The following is a 26410-nucleotide window of genomic DNA, read 5'->3' on the forward strand; positions in this document are numbered from 1 at the left end:
AGAGCCGCTGCGCATGCTCTCTGCCCGATGACTGAAACCGCTCGTTTTTATTGCGTAACGCCTTCCAGCGAGAGATTTTACCCCCGCACGGAAAGCCGATGATGTAGCAAGATAACTCATCCGAACCTTGAAAGGGCCGTGCCGCCGTTGCGCTACATGAATAGAATCTCCGCAAGCGCCGTTGCCGTCGCCGCGATCCTCGGTATTTTGCCGCTGTTGATCCTGCCGCAGCTCCCGTCGTCAAGAATGCTGTGGGGCGGGATGCTGCTGGCGGCGGCGATGGGGCTGAACGTCCGCCGCTATGGGGTGCGCATCACGGCGATTGCGTTGTTCGGCTTTTGTTGGGCGGGATTAAGCGCGCAAACGCTGCTCGAACACATCGACCAGATGACGCGGCAACCGGTCAACGCGATAGTGACGATCGCCGGCATACGCTTTGCCGGCGTTGATGAGCCTCAGGCGATGGTTAAACTGGAAAAAATAAACCAGCGCCGGGTCTTTCCGCCGCTTTATGCCAGAGTGACGTTGTCACATGAAATGCGGGACTGGTGCGGCGGACAACGCTGGCGGATCGTCGCCGGTTTCCGTCCCGTACACAGCCGCCTGAATGAGGGCGGATTTGACAGCCAGCGCTGGGCCGTCGCGAAGCGCCAGCCGCTATCCGGCCGGATTGCCTCCGCCCAGGTTATCGATTCATCCTGCGATCTGCGCCAGCGCATCATTTCTCATGCGGAACAGCGGATAACGGCGCTGCCGTGGCGCGCTATCCTGTTGGCGCTGGCGTTCGGCGAAATGAAAATCGTCAGCCCGGAAAGCAAAATCCTGCTTCAGAAAACCGGCACCATGCACCTGATGGCGATCTCCGGTCTGCATATCGCCCTTGCCGCGCTCTTTGGCTGGGGTATCGCAAGGGCAATCCAGTATTTTCTGCCGGCGCGGGCGATTGGCCATCGCTTCCCGTTATTGATCAGTTGGCTGATGTCTTGGGCGTATGTGTGGCTTGCCGGGGGCAATCCGCCGGCGGTCAGAGCGGCGCTGGCGCTCAGCGTATGGATCCTGCTGCGGGCGAAAGGCGTGATATGCGCGCCGTGGCAGGTGTGGCTATGGTGTATCGCGCTTATTTTGCTCTGCGATCCCCTCAGCGTTTTGTCAGACAGCTTTTGGCTTTCCTGCCTTGCCGTCGCTTCACTGATTTTCTGGTTTCAGTGGGCGCCATTGCCGCAACGATGTCAGCGCGGCGTTTACTGGTGCTGGCTGCGTTGGCTGCATTTGCAAGCGGGAATGACGCTGCTGTTGATGCCGCTGCAACTCGGCATGTTTCACGGCGTCAGTCTGACTTCGCTGCCGGCCAACCTGTGGGCAATCCCCATCGTTTCATTCATTACCACGCCGCTGGTGCTGTCGGCGTTGCCCCTGATGTACATCGCCGATCTGGATTATGGGCTGTGGTGGCTGGCGGATGTTTCGTTGAGAGCCGTGTTTGCGCCGCTGGCATCGATGCAGGCCGGGTGGGTCGATCTCGAATCTTCCCTGCTGGTCGGCAGCGTTGCCGGCTGGCTGGGCGTGGTTATCTGGCGCTTTGCCTGGTGGCGATGTCATCCCGTCAGCATCGTCAGCCTCATCATGCTGCTGCTGGTTTTCAGAGTGAAAGACGAACAACCGAACTGGCGGGTCGATATGCTGGATGTCGGACACGGGCTGGCGGTGGTGGTTGAGCGCAATGGCAAGGCCCTGGTGTACGATACCGGCAATCGTTGGGACGGCGGCGATATGGCGAGCCGGGAAATCTTGCCCTATCTGCGTTGGCGTGGGTTAGCGGTGGAAAAAATCATTCTCAGCCACAGCCATATGGATCATGTCGGCGGTCTGGATACGCTAAAAACGGTATTTCCGGCCGCGGAAATATTCAGCTCTTTCCAACAGGCCGGCCATTATCCCTGTCGGCGCGGCGAGGTTTGGGTTTGGCAAGGCCTGACATTCACGGTATTGTGGCCGGAATCGCTGGTGGTCAGAGCGGAGAATAACGATTCCTGCGTGATTCGCATCGATGATGGCAAATATCGCGTGTTATTGACCGGCGATATCGAGTCGGCGGCGGAGCAAACGCTGGTGAAAGGGCAGAGAAATGCGTTGACTGCTGATTTGTTACAAATTCCCCATCACGGCAGCGGCACGTCGTCTTCGCCGCCGTTTATCCGGGCGGTGAATGCCGGGGGCATTGTCTCTTCCAACGCGCGTTATAATCCGTGGCGACTGCCGGCGGCAAAAGTAGTGGCGCGCTATCGCCGCTATGGCTATGAGTGGCTGGATACGGCGACGTCGGGACAGCTGAGCGCGCGTTTTTTCAACGATTACTGGCGCATAATACGTTTCAGGGAGCAAATATCGCCCCGCTGGTATCATCAGTGGTTTGGCGTAAAGCGGGATAATGAGTAAAATAGGCGGCTATTTCTTATTGGCTCAGGTTTATTGCATGCTGAATGATAAAGATCTCTCCACCTGGCAGACGTTTCGTCGCCTATGGCCGATGATCTCTCCTTTTAAAGCGGGGCTGTTTGCGGCCGCGATCGCGCTGGTTGTTAATGCGGCCGGCGATACGTTAATGCTGTCTCTGCTTAAGCCGCTGCTCGATGAAGGTTTTGGCAAGACCGATCGCTCGGTTCTGGTCTGGATGCCGTTAGTGGTTATCGGTCTGATGCTGATGCGTGGCGCATCAGGTTTTGTTTCAAGCTATTGTGTGGCCTGGGTGTCCGGTAAAGTGGTGATGGCGATGCGCCGTCGCCTGTTTAACCATATCATGGGGATGCCGGTTACCTTTTTTGACCAGCAATCAACGGGTACGCTGTTGTCCCGCATCACTTATGACTCCGAACAGGTCGCCGCATCATCGTCAAACGCGTTGATTACGGTGGTCAGGGAAGGCGCTTCAATCATCGGTCTTTTCATCCTGATGTTTTATTACAGTTGGCAGTTATCGATCATCCTGATCGTCATCGCGCCGATTGTCTCCATCGCTATTCGTCTTGTCTCCAAGCGTTTCCGTGAAATCAGTAAGAATATGCAGAATACCATGGGGATGGTGACCACCAGCGCCGAGCAGATGCTGAAAGGTCACAAAGAGGTCTTGATTTTCGGCGGACAGAAAGTGGAAGCGGAGCGCTTTGATAAGGTCAGCAACCGTATGCGTCGTCAGGGGATGAAACTGGTGTCCGCTTCCTCCATTTCCGACCCGATCATTCAGTTGATCGCGTCGCTGGCGCTGGCTTTTGTTTTGTATGCGGCCAGCTTTCCAAGCGTGATGGAGACGTTGACGGCAGGGACGATTACGGTGGTTTTCTCATCAATGATTGCGCTGATGCGGCCGTTGAAATCCCTGACTAACGTGAACGCCCAGTTCCAGCGGGGGATGGCGGCTTGCCAGACGCTGTTCGCCATTCTGGATATGGAACAGGAAAAAGATACCGGCAAGTTGGAAATCGAGCGCGCCAAGGGCGATCTGGAATTCCGCAATGTCGAGTTCGCCTACGCCGGCAGAGAGAATCTGGCGCTGAAAAACGTCAGCCTGCACATTCCGCCGGGTAAAACCGTCGCGCTGGTCGGTCGTTCAGGCTCCGGTAAATCCACCATCGCTAATCTGATTACCCGTTTTTACGATATCCAGTCCGGCGAAATTCTGCTGGATGGACACGATCTGCGGGAATATACGCTCGCCTCGCTGCGAAATCAGGTGGCGCTGGTGTCGCAGAATGTGCATCTGTTTAATGACACTATCGCCAATAATATCGCCTACGCCAGTCATGAACGCTATAGCCGGGAAGAAATCGAACGGGCGGCTCGTATGGCGCACGCAATGGATTTCATCAGTAAGATGGAAAACGGCCTGGATACCATGATCGGTGAAAATGGCGTGTTGCTCTCCGGCGGACAGCGGCAGCGTATTGCCATTGCGCGCGCATTGTTGCGCAACTGTCCTATTCTGGTGCTGGATGAAGCGACCTCGGCGCTGGATACCGAATCGGAACGCGCTATTCAGTCGGCGCTGGACGAATTGCAAAAAGATCGCACCGCGCTGGTTATCGCACACCGTCTGTCTACCATTGAAAAAGCCGATGAAATTTTGGTGGTGGAAGATGGCCGCATTATCGAACGGGGCGGCCATGACGAGCTGTTGGCGAACAATGGCGCTTACGCCCAATTACATAAAATGCAGTTTGGCGAATGATTGAGCGCATCTGGTCGGGGCGCTCGCCGCTTTACCGGCTGCTCATCCCCTTGTCGCTGTTATACGGGCTTATCACGTTTGTGATACGCCAAAGCTACCGCCGGGGATGGCGCAAAAGCTGGCGAGCGCCGGTGCCGGTGATTGTGGTGGGCAATCTGACGGCCGGCGGGAATGGTAAAACCCCGCTGGTTATCTGGCTGGTGGAACAGTTACAGCGCAGAGGCTACCGGGTAGGGGTGGTTTCCCGCGGCTATGGCGGCAAAGCGGATCGCTATCCGTTGCTGGTCGCCGACGATGTCACCACGGCGCAGGCGGGCGACGAACCGGTGCTGATTTATCAACGTACCGGCGCGCCGGTCGCGGTGGCGCCGGTACGTCGTCTGGCGGTGGAAGCATTGCTGGCGCGTTACCCGCTGGATGCGGTGATAACCGATGACGGGTTACAGCACTATGCGCTGGCCCGCGATATCGAACTGGTGGTGGTGGACGGCATCAGGCGCTTTGGCAATGGCTGGTGGCTGCCCGCCGGGCCAATGCGTGAGCGGGAAAGCCGGTTAGCGTCCGTGGATGCGGTGATCGTCAATGGCGGAACCGCCCGCGGCGGCGAGATCGCGATGCGTCTGACGTCGGGAATGGCGATAAATCTGCTCTCCGGTGAGACCTGTTCGCTCAAACAGTTACAAAACGTCGTGGCGATGGCGGGCATTGGCTACCCCCGGCGTTTTTTCACCACGCTGCGCGACGCCGGCGTGAGCATTGCGCGCGAAGCGGCCTTTGCCGACCATCAGAGTTATCAGTTTGAGCAACTGGAGTCACTGACCGACGACGATCAGCCGCTGCTGATGACGGAAAAAGACGCGGTCAAATGCCGCTCATTCGCCCGTCGGAATTGGTGGTATCTGCCGGTGGATGCGGTATTGTCTGAACCTCAGGCCGCACAGCTGCTGAGTCGGCTGGAGGCGGTGCTGGCGAAGCGTTAGGACGGCCGGCGTTTATTCGTTATACCGGCAGATTTCGAGCCGCCGCCGCGGGGCTTGAAAGATGAGGAAATATAATCTTGTTAGCTTCTTGATGGAGGAAGCATGGATCACCGTTTACTCGAAATTGTTGCTTGTCCCGTCTGTAACGGGCGGTTGTATTTTAATAAAGAAAAACTGGAGCTGATATGCAAGGTCGATGGTCTGGCCTATCCGGTGCGCGACGGTATTCCCGTGTTGCTGGAGCATGAAGCGCGCAAGTTAGGGGCTGACGAGATCACACAATGAATTTCAATGTCATCATCCCCGCGCGTTTCGCTTCAAGCCGGTTGCCCGGTAAACCGCTGGCGGATATCAACGGGAAGCCCATGATTGTGCATGTGATGGAGCGTGCGCAGGAGTCGGGCGCCCAACGCGTGATTGTGGCGACCGATCATCCGGATGTGCAGGCCGTGGTGAGTCAGGCGGGCGGAGAAGTGTGCCTGACCCGTACCGATCACCATTCCGGAACCGAGCGGCTGGCGGAAGTGATTGAGCGCTACGGCTTTCCCGACGATGAAATCATTGTGAACGTTCAGGGCGACGAGCCGTTGATTCCGCCGGTAATCGTTCGTCAGGTCGCTGAAAACCTGGCGGCCTGCCGGGCGGGTATGGCAACGTTGGCCGTACCGATTGAAACCAGTGAAGAAGCCTTCAATCCCAATGCGGTGAAAGTCGTGACCGATGCGCAGGGATACGCGCTGTATTTTTCCCGTGCGACGATCCCCTGGGAACGCGAGCGCTTTGCCCGTAGCAAAGATACTATCGGCGATCACTTTTTACGTCACATCGGCATCTACGCTTATCGGGCGGGGTTTGTCCGTCGCTATGTCAGTTGGGCGCCCAGTCAGTTGGAGCAAATTGAGCTGCTGGAGCAGCTTCGGGTCTTATGGTACGGCGAGAAAATTCACGTCGCGGTGGCAAAAGCGATCCCCAGCGTCGGGGTGGATACGCCGGAAGATTTGGCCCGCGTGCGTGAAGTCATCGCCCGGCGATGATTTTTCTGTTGGCGGCGTTCGTCGCCAACAACGTCAGCGCTTCATGAGTCCGCATCCTCAGCGCATTTTCTTCGTTATCGTCCTCTCTGGCGTGACCGCCATGGTTTCTGATCCGCCTTTCTTTGATCTGTATTGAAGAAATTACCGTTGGCTAATCGCATGATTGACCGTTAAGCGATTCTGCTAAGCAGAGGTCTGGCTATTTATGGAACAATTGAAAGCTGAATTAAGTACGGTGCTGGGCGAAAGCCTCAGCCGCCTTGAGCGGGTAAGCGAGCAACCTTACGCGCATTTGTATGCGTTGTATGATAAGGAAGGCAATGCCATTCCCTTGCTGGCCAAAAGCTATGTCTGTCAGGGCGTGGCGCAGCAGGAAGCGTATAAACTTTCGATGCTGGCGCGCGAAGGAGACGTTCGGCTTCCGACGGTATACGGTTTGGTGATCACCCAGCAAACGCCCTACAAAGAGCTGTTGTTGATCGAACGTTTGCGCGGCGTTTCCGTTGAAGCGCCGACCCGCACGCCGCAGCGTTGGACATTGCTGATGGACCAAATCGTGGAAAACGTGCTGGCCTGGCATCGTATCGATAGTCACGGCTGCGTCGGAACCGTCGACAGCACGCAGGAAAATGACTGGTTCAGCTGGTATCAACAGCGTCTGGAAGTGCTGTGGTCCACATTATTAAATATCAACGCGCACTTGTTGACGCAACAGGATCGCAGTCTGCTCTTTCGCTCGCGCCAGTGTCTGCCTTCATTATTCGATGATTTCAACGATAGCTGCGTGCTGGTACACGGTAATCTCTCTTTGCGCAGTATGCTGAAGGACTCGCGCAGCGATCAACTGCTGGCGATGATTAATCCCGGGGTGATGCTTTGGGCGCCCAGAGAGTACGAACTGCTGCGGCTGTGCGAGTCGGGCATGCCGGAGCAACTGTTATATCATTACCTCAGTAAAGCGCCTGTCGCCGAGTCATTCGTTTACCGTCGCTGGCTGTACGTTATCTGGGAAGCGGTCGCGCGCTATATCCATACCGGACAGTTGGATCGGTTACTGTTCGACAGAGCTTCCCGCGAACTCTCTCCCTGGCTGGAATAGAGCGCCGTACGCCTTATTGCGGCGGGCTATCCTGCGCGGGTTTGACGCCTTTCAGACGTTGCCAGATTCGTCCCAATGTTTCGTACCATGCCCGCTCGCTGTGGGAGAGCCAATAGGCTGACGGCAATATCTTTTCCCACGGGTTGAGCGCCGTGGTGATGGCCATTTGATTGGCCGGCGCCGGGATGGGGTTCAGCCCCTGAGCCTGGAAAAAACGCATCGCACGGGGAAGATGGCTGGCCGACGTCACCAGCAGAAACGGCTGCCTGCCGACCACTTTTGCGGTGCTGGCGGCTTCTTCTTCCGTGTCCCTTGGCGTATCCAGCGTCAGGATATCCTGCGCCGGGACGCCCAGGCTCTCCGCCACCAGCGCGCCGGCTTTCGCGGTGGTGACCGGGTTGCCTTGCGCCGCGGCGCCGGTAAAAATCATTTTTGCGCCAGGGTTGGCGTGATATAGCCGAACGCCTTCGGTAACGCGCGGCAGGCTGTTATTGATGAGGTTGGAACTCGGCGCCCAATCCGGGTTATAGGTATATCCGCCGCCCAGCACCACAATGTAATCCACTTTGGTCTGGCCCGGCCGCCAGGTCGGATAGCGCGCTTCCAGCGGGAACAAAAACCGATCGGCGACGGGCTGGACGCTGATCAACGTCAGCGTCAGCCAACTGACTAACATCAGCGTCTTACCGCCGCGTTGCCAGCGAGTGAATCCGATTAACAACAGGCCGATCCCCATCAATAGCAGCAGCATTGGCAGAGGCTGCAACAGACTGCCGATAACCTTTTTCGCGATAAACAACATAAAATTACGTTCCTTTTGGATGAAAAAACCGCATCCGGGCAAATATCATCGGGTAAGACGATTTATTCTAAGCCAGCCTGTGCCAAAATAGCAGCTTCACCAAAGCCCGGCGCGCTGAATGTCCGCGCGTTTTTTTATTCGCGATATACGTAATAATTCGAGTCGCAGGCTAGCCGACGACTTGAAGTATGACAGGTATAACCATCATGATGCGGAAAGCTTGACCGATGCAGGATCGCAATTTTAACGATATCGCTGAAAAGTTTGCCCGGAATATTTATGGCACCACTAAGGGGAAGCTGAGGCAAGCGGTGTTATGGCAGGATCTCAGCGGTCTGCTGGCGCAATTTCCCGATCGGCCTTTAAGGATTCTGGATGCCGGCGGAGGCGAGGGGCATATGGCCTGCCGCCTGGCCGCTTTAGGACATCAGGTATTGTTGTGCGATTTGTCAGATGAGATGATTCAGCGCGCCAAAAATGCCGCGGCGGCGCAAAATGTGAGCCGGAACATGCGTTTTGTACAATGCGCCGCCCAGGATATCGGTCAGTATATGGAAAGGCCGGCCGATCTGATATTGTTTCACGCGGTGCTGGAATGGGTGGCTGAACCCCGGCAGGCGCTTAAAATATTGTATGATTGTTTGTCTCCGGGCGGCGTTTTATCCCTGATGTTCTATAACCAGCATGGCTTGTTGATGCGTAATATGGTGTTGGGTAATTTTGCCTATGTAAACGCGGGGATGCCGAAGCGTAAGCGGCGATCGCTCTCTCCCGATCACCCGCTGGATCCGCAGCAGGTCTATGGCTGGCTGGAGGCGTTGGGGCTGTCCATCAGCGGTAAAACGGGTGTCCGGGTGTTTCATGACTATTTGCAGAATAAGCAGCAGCAAAGTGATAATTTCGCCGAGATTCTTGAGCTTGAACAGCGTTATTGCCGGCAGGAACCCTTTGTGAGTCTGGGGCGTTATATCCATGTCATGGCGCACAAAACCCATTTGAAGGATGCATTATGAGTGATTTTTCCCAGACTGTACCCGAACTGGTCGCCTGGGCACGAAAAAATGATTTTTCCCTTTCACTTCCCACCGAACGTCTGGCGTTTTTGCTGGCGATAGCGACACTGAACGGTGAACGCATGGATGGTGAAATGAGCGAAGGCGAATTGGTTGACGCTTTTCGCCATGTCAGTCAGGGATTTGATCAAACCAACGAAACCATCACCGTGCGCGCCAACAATGCGATTAATGATTTGGTGCGCCAGCGATTGCTTAATCGCTTTACCAGCGAGCTGGCGGACGGCAATGCCATCTATCGCCTGACGCCGCTGGGTATCGGGATTACCGATTACTATATTCGCCAGCGTGAGTTTTCGACGCTGCGCCTTTCCATGCAGCTTTCCATTGTGGCGCAGGAGCTCAGCCGGGCGGCGGACGCGGCCGAAGAGGGCGGCGATGAGTTTCACTGGCACCGCAATGTGTTTGCGCCGCTGAAATATTCCGTTGCCGAGATTTTCGACAGCATTGATTTATCCCAGCGCCTGATGGATGAACAGCAGCAGGGCGTTAAAGACGATATCGCGGCGCTGCTGAATCAGGATTGGCGCGCGGCCATCACCAGCTGCGAACTGCTATTGACGGAAACCTCGGACACCCTGCGCGAATTGCAGGATACGCTGGAAGCCGCCGGCGATAAATTACAGGCCAGTTTGTTGAGCATACAGGATGCGATTCTGAATAACCCGAACAACCTGGAGTTTGTTGATAAGCTGGTCTTCGATCTGCAAAACAAACTTGATCGCATCGTCAGTTGGGGTCAGCAAACCATCGATCTGTGGATTGGCTACGATCGTCATGTGCATAAATTTATCCGTACCGCGATTGATATGGATAAAAACCGGGTGTTCGCGCAACGCCTGCGCCAGTCGGTACAAAGTTATTTTGACCATCCCTGGGCGTTAACCTTTGCCAACGCCGACCGTTTGCTGGATATGCGTGATGAAGAGTTGGCGTTGCGCAGCGATGAAGTGACCGGCGAATTGCCCGACGAGCTGGAGTATGAAGAGTTCAGCGAGATGCGCGAGCAGTTGATTGCGCTGGTGGAGCAGGCGCTGCATAAATATAAAGAGCGGCAGATACCGCTTAATCTGGGCGAGGTGATGCGCGAATATCTGACGCAGTATCCTCGCTCACGACACTTTGATGTCGCCAGAATCGTGGTCGACCAGGCCGTTCGCCTGGGTGTGGCCGAAGCAGATTTCACCGGATTGCCCGCGCTATGGCAGGCAATCAATGATTACGGAGCCAAGGTACAGGCCCATGTCATCGACAAATATTGAACAAATCATGCCAGCCAGACTGGCGAAAGCGTTGTCGAATACGCTGTTTCCGGCGCTGGACAGTCAACTGCGCTCGGGGCGTCATATTGGACTGGAAGAGCTGGAGAACCATGCCTTTCTGATGGATTTTCAGGAAGAGCTGGAAGAGTTTTACAGCCGTTACAATGTGGAACTGATTCGGGCGCCGGAAGGTTTTTTTTACCTGCGGCCGCGTTCAACCACGCTGATCCCCCGTTCGGTGCTGTCCGAGCTGGATATGATGGTGGGGAAAATTCTCTGCTATCTGTATCTCAGTCCGGAACGTCTGGCGCATGAAGGCATCTTCAGCCAGCAGGAGCTGTATGAGGAATTACTCGGTCTGGCGGACGAAAATAAATTGCTGAAGCTGGTGAATCAGCGCTCAACCGGTTCCGATCTGGATCGGCAGAAGTTGCAGGAAAAAGTGAGAACCTCCCTTAACCGACTGCGGCGGCTGGGCATGATCTATTTTATGAGCAGCGATAACAGCAAATTCCGCATCACCGAATCCGTGTTTCGCTTCGGCGCCGACGTGCGCAGCGGCGACGATCCCCGGGAAGCGCAACTGCGGATGATTCGCGATGGTGAGGCGATGCCTGTCGAAAACAGCCTATCGCTGAAAGACGAAAACGATGAGAACGGTCGTACCGATGATATCTCGTCAGAGGGTGCTGAGGATGAACAGGAATGATTGAACGCGGTAAATTTCGCTCACTGACGCTGGTTAACTGGAATGGTTTTTTCGCCCGCACGTTTGATCTGGATGAGCTGGTCACCACCTTGTCCGGAGGAAACGGGGCCGGGAAATCGACGACCATGGCCGCGTTTATTACGGCGCTGATCCCCGACCTGACCTTGTTGCATTTCCGCAACACGACCGAGGCCGGCGCGACCAGCGGTTCGCGCGACAAAGGTTTGCACGGCAAGCTGCGCGCCGGGGTGTGTTACTCCACCCTTGATGTGATTAACTCCCGTCATCAGCGCGTGCTGGTGGGCGTGCGGCTGCAACAGGTGGCCGGGCGCGATCGTAAAGTGGACATCAAACCCTTCACCATCCAGGGGCTGCCGACGGCGGTACAGCCGACGCAGCTTCTGACCCAGGTGGTCGGCGAACGTCAGGCGCGCGTTCTCTCTTTGCCGGAGCTGAAAGAGCGGGTCGAGGAGATGGAGGGCGTCCAGTTCAAACAGTTCAACTCCATTACCGATTACCACTCGCTGATGTTTGATTTGGGCATTGTTCCGCGCCGGTTGCGTTCGGCTTCCGATCGCAGCAAGTTCTACCGGCTGATTGAGGCGTCGCTGTATGGCGGGATATCCAGCGCCATTACCCGTTCCCTGCGCGACTATTTGCTGCCGGAAAACAGCGGCGTGCGTAAAGCCTTTCAGGATATGGAGGCGGCGCTGCGTGAAAACCGCATGACGCTGGAAGCGATTCGCGTCACCCAATCCGATCGTGATTTATTCAAGCATTTGATCTCTGAAGCGACCTCGTATGTCGCCGCCGACTACATGCGTCATGCCAACGAGCGCCGGATTCATCTCGACAGCGCCCTGGAACTGCGGCGCGATCTGTTCGGCAGCCGGAAGCAATTAATTCATGAACAGTATCGCCATGTGGAAATGGCGCGCGAGCTGGAAGAGCAGAGCGGCGCGGAAGGCGATCTGGAGACGGATTATCAGGCCGCCAACGATCACCTGAATCTGGTGCAGACGGCGATGCGTCAGCAGGAAAAAATCGAGCGCTATAACGCTGATTTGGAAGAACTCAGTTATCGGCTGGAAGAGCAGAATGAGGTCGTTGAAGAAGCGCGAGAGCAGCAGGCGGAAAATGAAGCGCGGGCCGACGCCGCAGAGCTGGAAGTGGATGAACTGAAAAGTCAGCTTGCCGATTATCAGCAGGCGCTCGACGTGCAGCAAACCCGCGCGATCCAGTATCAGCAGGCTCAGCAGGCGCTGGAACGCGCCCGCACGTTATGCCGGTTGCCGGATCTGACCGTGGACAACGTGGATGAATGGCTGGAAAGCTATCAGGCGAAAGAGCAGGAAAGCACCGAAGTTCTGCTGATGCTGGAACAAAAGCTGAGCGTTGCCGATGCCGCCCACAGCCAGTTTGAAGAAGCCTATCAGCTGGTGACCCGCATCGCCGGCGCGGTCAGCCGCAGCGATGCCTGGCAGGCGGCGCGCGATCTGCTGCGCGAGAGTTCATCGCAACGTTATCAGGCCGAACGGGTACAGCCGCTGCGTATGCGCTTAGCGGAACTGGAGCAGCGCCTGCGCGAACAACAGGACGCCGAACGGCTGTTGCAGGATTTCTGTAAACGCAACGGGCAGGATTATCAGCCGGAAGATCTGGAGTCGCTTCAGCAGGAGTTGGAAGCGCGAATCGAAACGCTCTCGGCGCTGGTCGCCGAGGCCGGCGAACGCCGCCTGGCGCTGCGTCAGGAACTGGAGCAGATTCAGCAGCGCATTCAGCAATTGACCGCCCGCGCCCCTGTCTGGCTGGCGGCGCAGGAAGCGCTGACGCAGTTGAGCGAACAAAGCGGCGAGACGTTCGAAGACGGTCGTCAGGTCACGGAGTACATGCAGCAACTGCTGGAGCTGGAGCGCGAAAAGACGGTCGAGCGCGATGAAATCGCATCCCGCAAGCGGCGCGTGGAAGAACAGATTGAGCGTCTCAGCCAGCCCGGCGGTTCCGAAGACCCCAGACTGAATGCGCTGGCCGAGCGTTTTGGCGGCGTATTGTTGTCGGAAATTTATGATGACGTGACGCTGGATGACGCCCCTTACTTCTCGGCGCTGTATGGCCCTTCCCGTCATGGGATCGTGGTGGCGGATCTGTCGCTGGTGCGCGAGCAACTGGCGGGGTTGGAGGATTGCCCGGAAGATCTGTATCTGATCGAGGGCGATCCGCAATCGTTCGACGACAGCGTTTTCGCCGTCGAGGAACTGGAAAAAGCGGTGGTGGTGAAGGTCGCCGAACGTCAGTGGCGTTATTCCCGCTTCCCTGACGTCCCGCTGTTCGGCCGCGCCGCGCGCGAAATGCGGCTGGAAAGTCTGCGCGACGAGCGTGAAACCTTAGCCGAGCAGTACGCCACGCTGTCGTTCGACGTGCAGAAAACGCAGCGGTTGCATCAGGCTTTCAGCCGTTTTATCGGCACGCATCTGGCGGTGGCGTTTGATGACGATCCTGAAGCGGAAATGCGTACGCTGAATTCGCGCCGCGGCGAGCTTGAACGGGCGATCGCCAATTTCGATAGTGAAAATCAGCAACAGCGGCAGCAATACGATCAGGCGAAAGAGGGCAGCGCCCAGTTAAACAAACTGATCCCGCGTATCAGCCTGTTATGCGACGACAGTCTTCAGGATCGGGTGGAAGAGATTCGCGCCGAGCTGGATGAAACCGAAGAGTCGGTGCGTTTTATCCAACAGCACGGCGATACGCTGGCGAAGCTGGAGCCGATGGTGTCGGTGTTGCAAAGCGATCCCCAACAGCATGAGCAGCTTCAGGAAGATTATGCGCAGGCGCTGAACGCGCAGCGTCAGGCCAAACAGCAGGCGTTTGCGTTAACCGAGGTGATGCAGCGTCGGGCGCACTTCAGCTATACCGACTCGGCGGGGATGCTGGGGGAAAACGCCGATCTTAACGACAAGCTGCGCCACCGTCTGGAACAGGCCGAGGCCGAACGGAGCAGGGCGCGTGAACAACTGCGTCAGCATCAGACGCAACTGACCCAGTATAGTCAGGTGCAGGCGTCGTTGAAGAGCTCGTATGACGCCAAATGCGACATGCTGAAAGAGTTGACGCAAGAGCTTCAGGACATCGGCGTTCGCGCCGATGTGAATGCCGAGGCGCGCGCGCGTCAACGGCGTGACGAATTGCATACCGCCTTGAGCAATAACCGGGCGCGCCGCAATCAGTTGGAAAAACAGATCACCTTCTGTGAAGCGGAAATGGATAGCTTGCAGAAAAAATTACGCAAACTTGAGCGTGATTATCATCAGATGCGCGAACAGGTGGTCACGGCGAAAGCCGGTTGGTGCGCCGTTATGCGGCTGGTCAAGGACAATGGCGTCGAGCGGCGTCTGCACCGCCGTGAATTGGCCTACATGGATGGCGACGAGCTTCGCTCCATGTCGGATAAGGCGCTGGGGGCGCTGCGTCTGGCGGTGGCGGATAATGAACATCTGCGCGATGTGTTGCGTCTTTCCGAGGATCCTAAACGACCTGAACGTAAAATTCAGTTCTATATCGCGGTCTATCAGCACCTGCGTGAGCGTATCCGTCAGGATATTATTCGCACGGACGATCCGGTTGAAGCCATCGAACAGATGGAAATCGAACTGAACCGCTTGACGGAAGAGCTGACGGCGCGTGAACAGACGTTGGCCATCAGTTCGCGCAGCGTGGCGAACATTATTCGCAAGACGATTCAGCGCGAGCAAAACCGTATTCGCATGTTGAACCAGGGGTTGCAATCCGTCGCGTTCGGTCAGGTTAAAAGCGTGCGCCTGAACGTGAATGTGCGTGAAACGCATACCACATTGTTGAACGTGTTGTCCGAACAGCAGGATGTGCATCAGGATCTGTTTAACAGCAACCGGCTGACCTTCTCCGAAGCCCTGGCGAAACTGTATCATCGGCTGAACCCGGAAATCGATTTGGGCCAGCGTACGCCGCAAACTATCGGGGAAGAACTGCTGGATTACCGCAACTATCTGGAGATGGAGGTTGAGGTTAACCGCGGCGCCGACGGTTGGTTACGGGCCGAAAGCGGCGCGTTGTCGACCGGGGAAGCGATTGGTACCGGTATGTCGATTCTGGTGATGGTGGTGCAGAGCTGGGAAGAAGAGTCCAAGCGGCTGCGGGGCAAAGATATTTCACCCTGCCGCTTACTGTTCCTTGATGAAGCCGCCCGTCTGGATGCGAAATCCATCGCGACGTTGTTTGAACTTTGCGATCGTCTGGAAATGCAACTGATTATCGCCGCGCCGGAAAACATCAGTCCTGAAAAGGGTACGACGTACAAACTGGTTCGTAAGGTTTATCAGAACAATGAGCACGTTCATGTTGTCGGGCTGCGCGGCTTTGCCGGCGAGGCCGCCGAGATACAGGATCAGGCGTCCTGACCTGTATTAACCAGACTTTGTCCGTTTAAAGCCGCTTTTTTAAGCGGCTTTGATTTTTATTGCGGCTGCCTGATAAATAATTTTAGCCCGCCATATCGGCAAATAAAATGTCGTAATACGCGCAGGGAAATAGATAAAGTCCTTTTTATCGCGCCGGATATTTCGTTGCGCCCTAAATAATGCGTTTTTGTGGAAAAACCGTACAGAGGCCGTCGAAAAGAGGACGACGGCGGGCGAGTAAAATAATCAGAGGACAATAGAGGCAAAAAAATCTTTCTCTTTATATACTGGCAGAAAGAGCGGTAACAGAGTTCAGACTGGCAAGATGGTCATTGCCGAGTATGATGGCATGGAAATATCGCCATTTTAGAAAAATAATCATTTTCTCTGCAATATTTGAGCGGAACAGTTTTATTTCCGCCATCGAAATGGCTTGTCGTGGAAGACATTGTGGTTAATGGGTACAGGGGATAATGGATGTTGTTATACAAACGAAAAACGCAAAGGCTACTGTGGGGTGTTGGTTGTATTTGGGTTTGTAGCCTGCTTCCTTCGTTTTCAGTGCTGGCAACATCACCCGAGATGTTATCTGGTCAATCTAAAAATGTGGGTTCCGTTTCTGTCGAGAATAGTCGAGCGACGTTGTTAACCGCGTTGCCGCAAGGCGTTATGCCTCACTATCTCTCCGAATTGTCATCATTATATGCATTACATCATATGCAGCCGATGTGGACGGACAGTCAGGCGGTGCAACAGCTTCAGCAGCAGCTGGCCGAGCTGGCGATTTCCGGCGTGCAACCAAAGTTCACCGCATGGGTGACCTGGCTGACCGATCCGCAAATCACCGGATTTGCGCGTGATATCATCTTGTCCGATGCCATGCTGGGCTATTTGCAGTTCGTTTCCGGCGTGGAAAATAACGGTAATAACTGGTTATACAGCAACACGCCTTATCGTTTGCAATCACCGCCGGCCAGCGTCGTCAACCTGTGGCAACAGGCTGTCCAAACCGGCGAAAGCGCGGCGTATATCGCTTCACTGGCGCCGCGGCATTCTCAGTATGCCAAAATGCATCAGGCGCTGAAGAACATGCTGGCGGATAACCGCCCCTGGCCGACGTTAAATCTGTCTGAAAGCCTGCGTCCGGGGCAATCCAGCGCGTCGGTTCCCGTATTGCGCGAGATTCTACAGCGTTCGGGCATGCTGGCGCCGGCCGACCCTGCCGCCTTGTCCGGCGAGGATACGGTAGCGGCGGCGAATCAGCCGCAGGATATCGCGCTGGCGGACGATCTGCTTGTCGCGCCGGAAAATAGCTACAGCGGCGAACTGGTGGCGGCGGTAAAACGTTTCCAGCATTGGCAGGGGCTGGATGACGACGGCGTTATCGGCAAGCGCACGCGCGATTGGTTGAATGTGTCGCCGCAGACGCGCGCCACGCTGTTAGCGCTGAATATCCAGCGTTTACGCCTGCTGCCGGACAATGTGCATACCGGCATTATGGTTAACATCCCCAATTACTCCCTGATTTATTATCAGGACGGCTCGGAGCGGCTGTCGTCCCGCGTTATTGTCGGTCAGCCGCGGCGTAAAACGCCGTTAATGAGCAGCTCGCTGTATAATGTGGTGGTCAATCCGCCGTGGAATGTGCCGACGACGCTGACGCGTCAGGACATTATTCCTAAAGTCGTTCGGGATCCGGGCTATTTGCAGCGTCATGGTTACACCGTGCTGGCGGGCTGGAGTCAGGATGCGGAGGCGATCGACCCGACGATGATTGACTGGTCCACGGTGTCGCCGGCGAGTTTTCCTTACCGTTTGCGTCAGGCGCCGGGAGCAAACAATTCCCTGGGACGTTATAAGTTCAACATGCCCAACTCCGATGCGATCTATCTGCATGATACGCCGAACCATAATTTGTTTCAGCGCGATATTCGCGCGTTGAGCTCCGGCTGCGTTCGCGTCAATAAAGCCGCCGAACTGGCAAATCTGTTATTACAGGATGCGGGCTGGAATAATGCCCGTATTTCTTCCACCCTGGAACAGGGCAATACCACCTACGCGTCCATTAAACACCGGATCCCGGTAAGTCTTTATTATTTAACGGCTTGGGTGGCGGATGATGGTAAGCCTCAATTCCGAACAGATATTTACAATTATGATGATACGGCAAGGTCAGGAACGCAGATTCTGCCGAAGGCCGGGCTATTATTACTGTAACTATTGAAAATTCCGGCAATTAGCGAAACCAACCGTTAGCGGGTTAGGCGGGGAATCATTGCGATCCCCCGCAACCCCTTGGCTAAAGCGGGTTGACTCACTTTTGATAGACGGTTAAGGTGCAAGACAGTGCGTTTTTATTCCTTTATTGCCCGTCATACTTCAAGTCGCCCGTGCGCTGGCTGGTCGAATTCGTCGCTGACGAATTGGTCCTTTATTGCCGCCTGCCGGTATCTTGAATTATTCAGGGCGCAGATACCGTTCTTTTAGTCAGGGTAACCCGTTCTATGGAAGACATCGACAATCATCGCCGTAAATGGCTTGCGCTGGGTGGTGCAGCATTGGGTCTTGCGCTTCTTCCCAGCCAGGCATTCGCGACTTTATCTACTCCCCGCCCACGTATTTTGACGCTGAATAACCTTAATACCGGAGAGCGCATCAAAACCGAGTTTTTTGATGGCCGTCGTTATAATAAGGAAGAGCTGTCGCGGCTGAATCATTTTTTCCGTGATTATCGCGCGAATAAAGTGAAAGTTATCGATCCGCAACTTTTCGACCAATTATACCGACTACAGGTGATGCTGGGGACGAGCAAGCCAGTACAGCTGATTTCCGGATATCGCGCGATAGATACCAACAATGAACTGCGGGCTCATCGCAAAGGCGTCGCCAAGCAAAGTTATCATACCAAAGGGCAGGCGATGGATTTCCATATCGAAGGCGTCCAGCTTGCCAACCTGCGTAAGGCCGCGGTAAAAATGCGCGCCGGCGGAGTCGGTTATTATCCGCGCAGTAACTTTGTGCATATTGATACCGGTCCGGTGCGTACCTGGTAAGCCAGGAAATTAAAGAATATGTCATTATTCAGGTCACCCTGATTTGGCTATGAGGTTATTTGGAGTGGTATGAAGTATCAAATCGTCCCCGTTACGGCATTCAGCCAAAACTGCACGCTATTATGGTGCGAGAATACCCACGAAGCGGCCATCGTCGATCCGGGCGGGGAAGCGGAGAAAATCAAACAAGCAGTCGCCCAGGCGGGAATTACCGTTAAGCAGATTTTGCTTACCCACGGCCATTTGGATCACGTAGGCGCAGCGGCTGAGCTGGCTGAATTCTATCAGGCGCCGATCCTGGGGCCGCAGGTTGAAGATGAGTTTTGGCTGGACGGACTGCCGGCGCAGAGTCGCATGTTTGGCTTAAGCGACTGTCAGGCGCTCAAGCCTACCCGCTGGTTAAAAGAAGGGGATGAGGTCAAGATCGGCGACGTAAAGCTGGCCGTGTTGCATTGTCCTGGCCACACGCCCGGGCATATTGTCTTCTTTGACGCGGCGTCGCGTCTGGCGCAAGTCGGCGATGTGATCTTTAACGGCGGCGTAGGGCGCAGTGATTTTCCCCAGGGCGACCATCAGGCGCTGATTGCATCGATTCGCAACAAACTCTTGCCGCTGGGCGACGATGTCGCCTTTATTCCCGGTCATGGCCCGATGTCGACATTGGGTCAGGAGCGCAAGACCAACCCGTTTCTCAGGGGATTGTAGTTACCTGCAATGATTAAGTCGCTTAGGCCCGTCAGCTGGCTTAAGCGGCTGGCCTGATGCTATTCATTCTCCGCGAGTTTGCGCCAACCTATTTTCCCCATCCCGGTATTTGCCGCCATCCGCCTGCCTGAGCGATTACTGAAAACGCAACGGGAACTCACCGCCGTGTTTTATCACCCAGAGAATACGGGCGTTATTGGTTAACAAGGAGAATGGATGTGGTAAATCGAATCAATGGCAGCGGTAATGTCTGGCCGGGCGTGCCGGTTAATACGCATGACGTCGCTGCGCCATTGGCCCGCACGACGTCTGCGTCGGGGGGGAGCATTGAGTTTGGTCAAACTGTTCACTCGCCGGCTTCGTCTGTCAATGTTCATCCAATACGCCATCCGGTTACATCGGCGCCCGCGGAGAAAACGCATTTACCCCGCGCCGGCGCAGAGCAAGTCATCGACGGCGGCTTTCTCGATCAATCCCGCTACAGCATTACAAAAGCGTTGAATAAGTGGCAACCCCTGGTCGGCGACTTACCCGAAGGAGAAAGGGGCGCGGCGGCGCAAAAGTTGAACCGCCCGCTGGCGGCGGCGCAGATGCTGCTCGACGGAGGCGCGGATGCCGATAAGGCGATGGCGTACATCCGTCAGAATCCGGCGTTGCTGACCGCGTTGGATACCGGCAGGGATGGCGGCAAAGCGGATGGTTTTATCTCTCGCCGGGATATCAAAAGTTTTATTAAAAATATGGAGAAACGGGCCGGCGATGCGCGGGATAGTCTGCGGGAATATAACGAGGCCTACCCTGACGCTGACGCACAGTCACGACGGCTGGCTCAGTCGGCGGCGATGCTATTGGCCAATGAGCCGCTGATTCAGGCGGCCGATGCGGCGAAATCATCCGCCAATGCGCAACCGATGGAGAATAAACGCACCTCAACGTTGACCGATCTTCAGGCTATTGTGAATGATAATCCGACTTTGTCGCCGTTGTTGCATTCGGCGGCCAAGCTGTGGTCGCACCCTGGGCTGTTTGGCGAGCTTGAGCACGGCGATGTGAAAGGCGAGAAACTGGCCCGGGTGGCGCATGACGGTAAATTAATGTGGCACGACATCAAAAGCTGGATGAAAGATCAGGCGCCGACGAATGCGCAACAGGCGGCAAGCACTTTTCATAATGCCGCCGCGCTGGGATTGGCGACGAAAACGGATATCTCCGGCCTGGATGAGGATGTTTTTGCTCAGCCTGCGCACTACAACGCCGATCAGAAAGCCGCTACCTTGATCAAGCTCCAGCAGACGCTCGACCAGGTGATTGCCGGACGGCAATATCGTGATACGTCGCAGACGGAGCAGGAGTTGCAGCAGCATATTGAGACACTGCAACAGGATAGCGACGTCATCCGCCATTTCGAACAGAACGTACCTCAGGCGTCTTTGCGGCTGCAACTGTCCGACCCCGAATTGTCTCAGGCGTTATTAGCGGACCCGTCGGCCTTTTTGACGTCGCCAAATGATTCGCCGCTGTCGTCAACGCAGAAAGAGACCGAGCGTCCCGGAATAAAAAGCGCGCTGGACATGGCGGGAAACGGTCTGCATAAAGCCGTTAGCTTTAGTCAGGCATCCATGCACACCACCGATCTGACCAAAGCCGCAGGTAATAAAGTTGTAGTTGGGCTGGTTGAGCGCGCGGGGGCGGCGGTGGCCGGTAAAGTTGTCGGCGCAATCGCCGGCGAGGCCGCGGGGGCCGCCGCCGCATCCGCGGTAGGGGCGGCGGCCGGTCCCGTCGGTTGGGCTGTGAGCGGGGCGCTTGCGCTGGGAATGGGGATTGCCGATCTGGTCGGCTTTTTCAACGCTAAAAGTAAGTTAAGGCATCGTCGTGCGGATTTCGCCCGCACGGTGAATCCCGTTTTGGAGCAATTCAATATTAGCAAGCCGCGCTGAATAGCCTGCGTACCGGAACCCATAAATAATAAAGCCAGCGTCAAAGCCGGCTTTATTCATGCTTATCTCAATACGTTATAGCACGGCGACAATGGCTTCACACAGCGGAGCCATATTTTCCGGCGTCATGCCCGCCACGTTGATACGCCCGGAGTTTACGGCATAAACGCCGAAATCGTCGCGTAAACGTAAAACCTGCTCTTTATTCAGGCCGCTGAAGGAGAACATACCGTTCTGATTGATAATGAACGAGAAGTCCTGTTTGGCCCCTTTCTCCTGTAGCGTATTGACGAACAGCTGACGCATCCGTTGAATGCGTTCGCGCATGGCCGTCAGTTCCTGCTCCCAGATGGCCCGCAGCGCATCATTAGACAGGATAGTGGCGACAACGGCGGCGCCGTGCGACGGCGGATTGGAGTAATTGGCGCGAATGACCGCTTTCACCTGGCTGAAAACTTTATCGGCGGTGGCCGTATCGGCGGCAACCAAAGTACAGGCGCCCACGCGTTCATTATACAAACCAAAGTTTTTGGAGTAAGAACTGCAAACGATCAGCTCTTTATGCCGCTCGGCAAAGATCCTCAGGCCTTGCGCATCTTCTTCCAGCCCGTGGGCAAAGCCCTGATAGGCGAAATCAAACAGCGGCAACCAGCCTTTGGCAACGGAAAGCTCGGCCAGTTGCGACCACTGTTCCGCGCTGGGATCAATACCGCTCGGGTTATGGCAACAGCCGTGGAACAGTACGACATCGCCCGCCTGGGCCGCCGCGAGGCTGCTTACTATGCCATCGAAGTCCAGCGCGTGGTTGGCGGCGTCGTAGTAGCGATATTCACACACTTCCAGACCGGCGCCGGAGAAAATATTTTTATGGTTCGGCCAGCTTGGATTGCTGATCCAAATACGTTTTGCGCTGGTTTGTTTGGCCAGAAAATCGGCGGCCACGCGCAAGCCGCCGGTACCGCCCGGCGTTTGCGCGGTGCGGGCGCGTTTGTCGGCGATGATGCTGTTTTCTTTGCCGAACAGCAGTGCTTGCGTGCATTGACCGAAGGCGGGCAGACCGTCAATGCTCAGATAGTTTTTGCTGGTTTCGTTTTCTAATAGATATTGTTCTGCTTTTTTCACGCTGGTTAACACCGGCGTTTTACCCGTTTCATCTTTATAAACACCAATACCCAGATTGATTTTATGCGGACGCTCATCGGCGCGGAAAAGATCGGCCAACCCAAGAATGGGGTCGGCAGGTGCGGCAGAGATATTTTCAAACATTGATTATGTATTCCATAGCATGCAGAGGGGTTAAGCACGAATTTCCAGATTAACGCCAGTAAAAGGCTTTGCCAACCGCTGGGCTAAAAAAAATAAAAGAAAGGGAATCTTGGTATCTGCGCCATTCTCGCAACCCTCCATTCCGCCATCCCCACGGCCCTCCATTCCGTCATCCCCGCGGCGGTAGGCGGGGATCGCTTGCTGGAACCGTGGGTAGTCATTAAGTGATTCCGCCTACGCGGGCATGACGCTGGTGGGAGTCCCGTCATGCCCGCCAGCACCCCGTCATGCCCGCTAGCACCCCGTCATCCCCGCAGCCCTCCATCCCGTCATCCCCGCAGCTCTCCATTCCGTCATCCCCGCGGCGGTAGGCGGGGATCGCTTGCTGGAACCGTGGGGAGTCATTAAGTGATTCCCGCCTACGCGGGAATGACGCCGGTGGGAGTCCCGTCATGCCCGCGAACACCCCGTCATCCCCGCAGCCCTCCATTCCGTCATCCCCGCGGCGGTAGGCGGGGATCGCTTGCTGAAACCGTGGGTAGTCATTGAGTGATTCCCGCCTACGCGGGAATGACGCCGGTGGGAGTTCCGCCATGCCCGCGAACACCCCGTCATCCCCGCAGCTCTCCATCCCGTCATCCCCGCGGCGGTAGGCGGGGATCGCTTGCTGGAACCGTGGATAGTCATTGAGTGATTCCCGCCTACGCGGGAATGACGGAAGGGGGTGATCGGCGGGGATCATAGCCAGTGCTATAGCGTAACGAGCGCTGGTGGAGGAAAATTTATCAGCACTGTTTGGTCATACAATAAAAAAGCAGCGCCGAAGCGCTGCCTTTACGATGCATAATGAACGGTCAGACCGTTACATACATAATCAACTTAGAACTGATATTTCAGACCAACAAATACTGCGTCGTCGTCGCTGACGCCGTATTTGTTATCGCTGTCAATCAGGTTGATTTTGTAGACGGCATAGGTGTTGATATTCTTGTTGAACGCATAATCAGCGGACAGGGCAACATATTTGCTGCTGTAATCGTCAATTTGAGCGGTGTCGTTATCTGCTTTCGCCTGAGAATAGATGATCGACGGCGTCAAGCCGAAGTCAAAGTTGTAGGCAGCGCTGACTTCGAAGAATTTGGTTTTATCCGCCCATACGCCACTGTAAGCGGCCAGGTTGCGGGACTGACCATAAATCGCAGCCAGGTAAACGCTGTTGGCATCGTATTTCACGCCGCCGATGATGGTGTCGGCTTTCTGACCGGAAACGTCCCCTTGAGTGTGCGAAGCGCGATCAACGGAAGCATAGGTGGCGATGACGCCCAGACCGATATCGGAGTCATAGCTTACGGAAGTACCCCAGCCGTCGCCATGAGGAGTGTCTTCTTCAAAATCTTGGAACGCAGTACCGTTATTAAAACGAATACTGGAACCAGCAGATTCATCTTTTTCAACATACTGCAAACCAAAGTTCAGGCCGTCCACCAGACCGAAGAAATCAGTGTTGCGGTAGGTCAACACGCCGCTGGAACGGTCGGTCAGGAAGTGGTCGGTGCCGCCGAAGTCGCCGCTGTAGTTCGGCAGGATATCGGTGTAGTCAATCGCGCCGCGCAGGATACCGGCATTACGCCCGAAATCCAGAGAGCCGTAATCGGCGAATTTCAGACCGGCGAACGCCAGACGGGTATCAACACCGTTGTGATCGTTTTTAGTCGCGCCAAACTGTAATTCATAACGACCATAGCCGGTCAGTTGATCGGTGATCTGAGTTTCACCGCGAACACCCAGACGAGCACGGGTTTTATCAGAGTTACCGTCGCCGTTATCCTGGTCTACGAATTCATAACGAGCTTCTGCACGACCGTAAACATCCAGCTTGTTGCCGTCTTTATTGTAAACTTCCGCTGCATTTGCTGCACCAGCTGCTAACAGAGCCGGGATTACCACTGCAAGAATATTGCGCTTCATCATTATTACCCTCATTGGTGTTATTAGGACACCTGCCACTGCCATAAATAATTCTGGGGAACTATTCCTGAAAGTTTGGTGTCGTCCTGTGTCTGAACGCAGTTTTCCATTCACAGGCTCGTTAATCTACCTCGAAAATGATACTAACTTCGTAATCGGGTAACAAATAGAAAAAATGTATTTCAAAATGTAAAAAATAGGGAACTTTGTGAGAAATCTCTAAGTTTAAAAAAAAGAGCCGAAATTCTCGGCTCTTCTTTTCTACATATTTGTTTTACTTATATTAAATTTTTATTTAGAAACTGGCGTTCCTCGGTGTACGCGGGAAGGGGATAACATCGCGCACATTTTGTACGCCTGTAACATAGGCAACCAGACGTTCGAAGCCCAACCCGAAACCTGAGTGCGGAATGGTGCCGTAGCGACGCAGATCGCGATACCACCAGTAGTCTTCTTTATTCAGTCCCATCTCTTCCAGACGACGATCGAGCTGCTCCAGACGCTCTTCACGCTGGGAACCGCCGATAATTTCACCGATGCCCGGCGCCAATACATCCATGGCGGCGACCGTCTTGCCGTCGTCGTTCATCCGCATGTAGAACGCTTTGATGTCTTTCGGATAATTTTTCACCACCACCGGCGCTTTGAAATGTTTTTCCGCCAGATAACGCTCGTGTTCGGAAGAGAGATCGACGCCCCAGTAAACCGGATTTTCGAATGTCTGGCCGCAGTTAAGCAGAATCTCAACCGCATCGGTGTAATCGACCTGGGCGAAATCGGAGTGGATGAAGCTTTCCAGCCGGCTGACGGCTTCTTTATCCACGCGCTGGGCAAAAAACGCCATATCATCGGCACGTTCATTCAGCACGGCCTGGAATACATATTTCAACAGATTTTCCGCCAATCCGGCGATATCGTCCAGCGAGGCGAAAGCCACTTCAGGTTCAATCATCCAGAATTCCGCCAGATGACGGCTGGTGTTGGAGTTCTCGGCGCGGAAAGTCGGTCCGAAGGTATACACTTTGGAAAGCGCGCAGGCGTAGGTTTCGCCATTCAACTGACCGGAAACCGTCAGAAAGGCTTCTTTACCGAAAAAGTCCTCGCTGAAATCCACTTTTCCCTGCTCGGTACGCGGCAGGTTTTCCAGATCGAGCGTGGAAACCCGAAACATCTCGCCGGCGCCTTCGGTATCGGAGGCGGTGATCAGCGGCGTCGACACCCAGAAGTAACCATTTTCGTTAAAGAAACGGTGGATCGCCTGCGCCAGCGTATGGCGAACGCGAGCTACGGCGCCGATAAGATTGGTGCGGGGACGTAAATGCGCCACTTCGCGTAAATATTCGATGCTATGGCGTTTGGCCGCCATCGGGTAGGTATCGGGATCGTCAACCCAGCCGATCACGTTGACCGCGGAAGCCTGTAATTCGAAACTCTGTCCTTCGCCGGGGGAGGCGACCACCTTGCCCGTGACTTCAACCGAGCAGCCGGTGGTCAGATGCAGAACATCTTCTTGATAATTAGAAAGATTATTATTAACTACCGCCTGTAATGGATTAAAGCAGGAGCCGTCATAAACGGCAACAAAGGAGATACCGGCTTTAGAATCTCTCCGGGTACGTACCCAGCCGCGCACGGTGACTTCGCTGTCAACGGCGACACGGCCTTGCAGTACGTCGACTACAGGCACTACGCTCATAAAATTCTCTCTTCAATTAATAAGGTTTAAAAACGTCACGGCCCCAATCGATCGTTGGCCGTTGCCGCCTTGCCTTCTCGGCGATCCCCGCCCACGCAGGCATAACGCGCTAAGCGATCGGCGGATTAACGGTTGTCAGCGACCGGAAATATTGGGGTTTTGCTATGT

Annotated in this window: 18 protein-coding genes; 14 read left to right on the forward strand and 4 right to left on the reverse strand. The window is 55.2% G+C overall.

Annotated elements, in window-relative coordinates:
* The first annotated feature begins 156 nt into the window (after positions 1–156).
* The 6 genes from ABRZ28_RS12260 (at position 157) to ABRZ28_RS12285 (ending at position 7335) form a co-directional block, all read left to right on the forward strand.
* Complete coding sequence (locus ABRZ28_RS12260; protein ID WP_330520367.1) at positions 157–2436, forward strand: ComEC family protein; 2280 nt, start codon at positions 157–159, stop codon at positions 2434–2436.
* A gap of 37 nt (positions 2437–2473) precedes the next feature.
* Positions 2474–4222 (forward strand): lipid A ABC transporter ATP-binding protein/permease MsbA, encoded by a 1749-nt coding sequence (msbA, locus tag ABRZ28_RS12265; RefSeq protein ID WP_319602935.1) that lies wholly within the window; start codon positions 2474–2476, stop codon positions 4220–4222.
* A complete protein-coding gene (gene lpxK / locus ABRZ28_RS12270) occupies positions 4219–5202 on the forward strand; it encodes a tetraacyldisaccharide 4'-kinase (protein WP_319602746.1) in 984 nt (327 codons plus the stop codon). The genes msbA and lpxK overlap by 4 nt, the downstream gene beginning before the upstream one ends.
* Before the next feature lie 102 nt (positions 5203–5304).
* Positions 5305–5487, forward strand: coding sequence for a Trm112 family protein (locus ABRZ28_RS12275; RefSeq protein ID WP_048639188.1), 183 nt, complete (start codon positions 5305–5307; stop codon positions 5485–5487).
* Positions 5484–6236 carry a 3-deoxy-manno-octulosonate cytidylyltransferase gene (gene kdsB / locus ABRZ28_RS12280; protein ID WP_330520368.1) on the forward strand — a complete coding sequence of 251 codons (753 nt, stop codon included), beginning with the start codon at positions 5484–5486 and terminating at the stop codon, positions 6234–6236. Before ABRZ28_RS12275 ends, kdsB begins: the two co-directional genes overlap by 4 nt.
* A 205-nt stretch (positions 6237–6441) precedes the next feature.
* Positions 6442–7335, forward strand: a complete 894-nt coding sequence (locus tag ABRZ28_RS12285) for a YcbJ family phosphotransferase (RefSeq protein WP_330520369.1) — start codon at positions 6442–6444, stop codon at positions 7333–7335.
* Positions 7336–7348: 13 nt separating this feature from the next.
* Here ABRZ28_RS12285 and elyC read toward each other — a convergent pair whose 3' ends face one another.
* Positions 7349–8137 (reverse strand): envelope biogenesis factor ElyC, encoded by a 789-nt coding sequence (gene elyC, locus ABRZ28_RS12290; RefSeq protein ID WP_319602743.1) that lies wholly within the window; start codon positions 8135–8137, stop codon positions 7349–7351.
* A 227-nt stretch (positions 8138–8364) separates the two neighbouring features.
* Between elyC and cmoM the strand changes: the two genes are divergently transcribed.
* The 8 genes from cmoM (at position 8365) to ABRZ28_RS12330 (ending at position 21312) form a co-directional block, all read left to right on the forward strand.
* Positions 8365–9150, forward strand: coding sequence for a tRNA uridine 5-oxyacetic acid(34) methyltransferase CmoM (gene cmoM, locus ABRZ28_RS12295; protein WP_319602742.1), 786 nt, complete (start codon positions 8365–8367; stop codon positions 9148–9150).
* Positions 9147–10472 carry a chromosome partition protein MukF gene (gene mukF, locus ABRZ28_RS12300; protein WP_319602741.1) on the forward strand — a complete coding sequence of 442 codons (1326 nt, stop codon included), beginning with the start codon at positions 9147–9149 and terminating at the stop codon, positions 10470–10472. Before cmoM ends, mukF begins: the two co-directional genes overlap by 4 nt.
* A complete protein-coding gene (gene mukE, locus ABRZ28_RS12305; protein ID WP_319602740.1) occupies positions 10453–11181 on the forward strand; it encodes a chromosome partition protein MukE in 729 nt (242 codons plus the stop codon). Before mukF ends, mukE begins: the two co-directional genes overlap by 20 nt.
* Positions 11178–15617 carry a chromosome partition protein MukB gene (gene mukB / locus ABRZ28_RS12310; protein WP_330520370.1) on the forward strand — a complete coding sequence of 1480 codons (4440 nt, stop codon included), beginning with the start codon at positions 11178–11180 and terminating at the stop codon, positions 15615–15617. Before mukE ends, mukB begins: the two co-directional genes overlap by 4 nt.
* Positions 15618–16199: 582 nt before the next feature.
* Positions 16200–17834 carry a L,D-transpeptidase gene (gene ldtD / locus ABRZ28_RS12315; protein WP_502880472.1) on the forward strand — a complete coding sequence of 545 codons (1635 nt, stop codon included), beginning with the start codon at positions 16200–16202 and terminating at the stop codon, positions 17832–17834.
* Between the two features lie 287 nt (positions 17835–18121).
* On the forward strand, positions 18122–18670 hold the full coding sequence (gene mepK, locus ABRZ28_RS12320; protein ID WP_330520372.1) for a peptidoglycan L,D-endopeptidase MepK: 549 nt from the start codon (positions 18122–18124) through the stop codon (positions 18668–18670).
* A gap of 69 nt (positions 18671–18739) precedes the next feature.
* A complete protein-coding gene (locus tag ABRZ28_RS12325; RefSeq protein ID WP_319602736.1) occupies positions 18740–19375 on the forward strand; it encodes an MBL fold metallo-hydrolase in 636 nt (211 codons plus the stop codon).
* Positions 19376–19587: 212 nt separating this feature from the next.
* The gene (locus ABRZ28_RS12330) at positions 19588–21312 is read left to right on the forward strand and encodes a type III effector HrpK domain-containing protein (protein ID WP_442878687.1); all 1725 of its coding nucleotides are present in this window, start codon (positions 19588–19590) and stop codon (positions 21310–21312) included.
* 75 nt (positions 21313–21387) lie between these two features.
* On the opposite strand, the gene ABRZ28_RS12335 is transcribed toward ABRZ28_RS12330, so the two are convergent.
* The 3 genes from ABRZ28_RS12335 to asnS form a co-directional block, all read right to left on the reverse strand.
* Positions 21388–22578 carry an amino acid aminotransferase gene (locus ABRZ28_RS12335; RefSeq protein WP_330520374.1) on the reverse strand — a complete coding sequence of 397 codons (1191 nt, stop codon included), beginning with the start codon at positions 22576–22578 and terminating at the stop codon, positions 21388–21390.
* 879 nt (positions 22579–23457) lie between these two features.
* Entirely contained in the window at positions 23458–24549 is a 1092-nt protein-coding gene (locus ABRZ28_RS12340; RefSeq protein WP_330520375.1) for a porin, read from the reverse strand.
* A 292-nt stretch (positions 24550–24841) separates the two neighbouring features.
* On the reverse strand, positions 24842–26242 hold the full coding sequence (gene asnS / locus ABRZ28_RS12345) for an asparagine--tRNA ligase (RefSeq protein ID WP_319602732.1): 1401 nt from the start codon (positions 26240–26242) through the stop codon (positions 24842–24844).
* Positions 26243–26410: the final 168 nt, after the last annotated feature.

Origin of the sequence: Brenneria sp. g21c3 (assembly GCF_040240345.1) — a bacterium.
GTDB lineage: Bacteria > Pseudomonadota > Gammaproteobacteria > Enterobacterales > Enterobacteriaceae > Brenneria.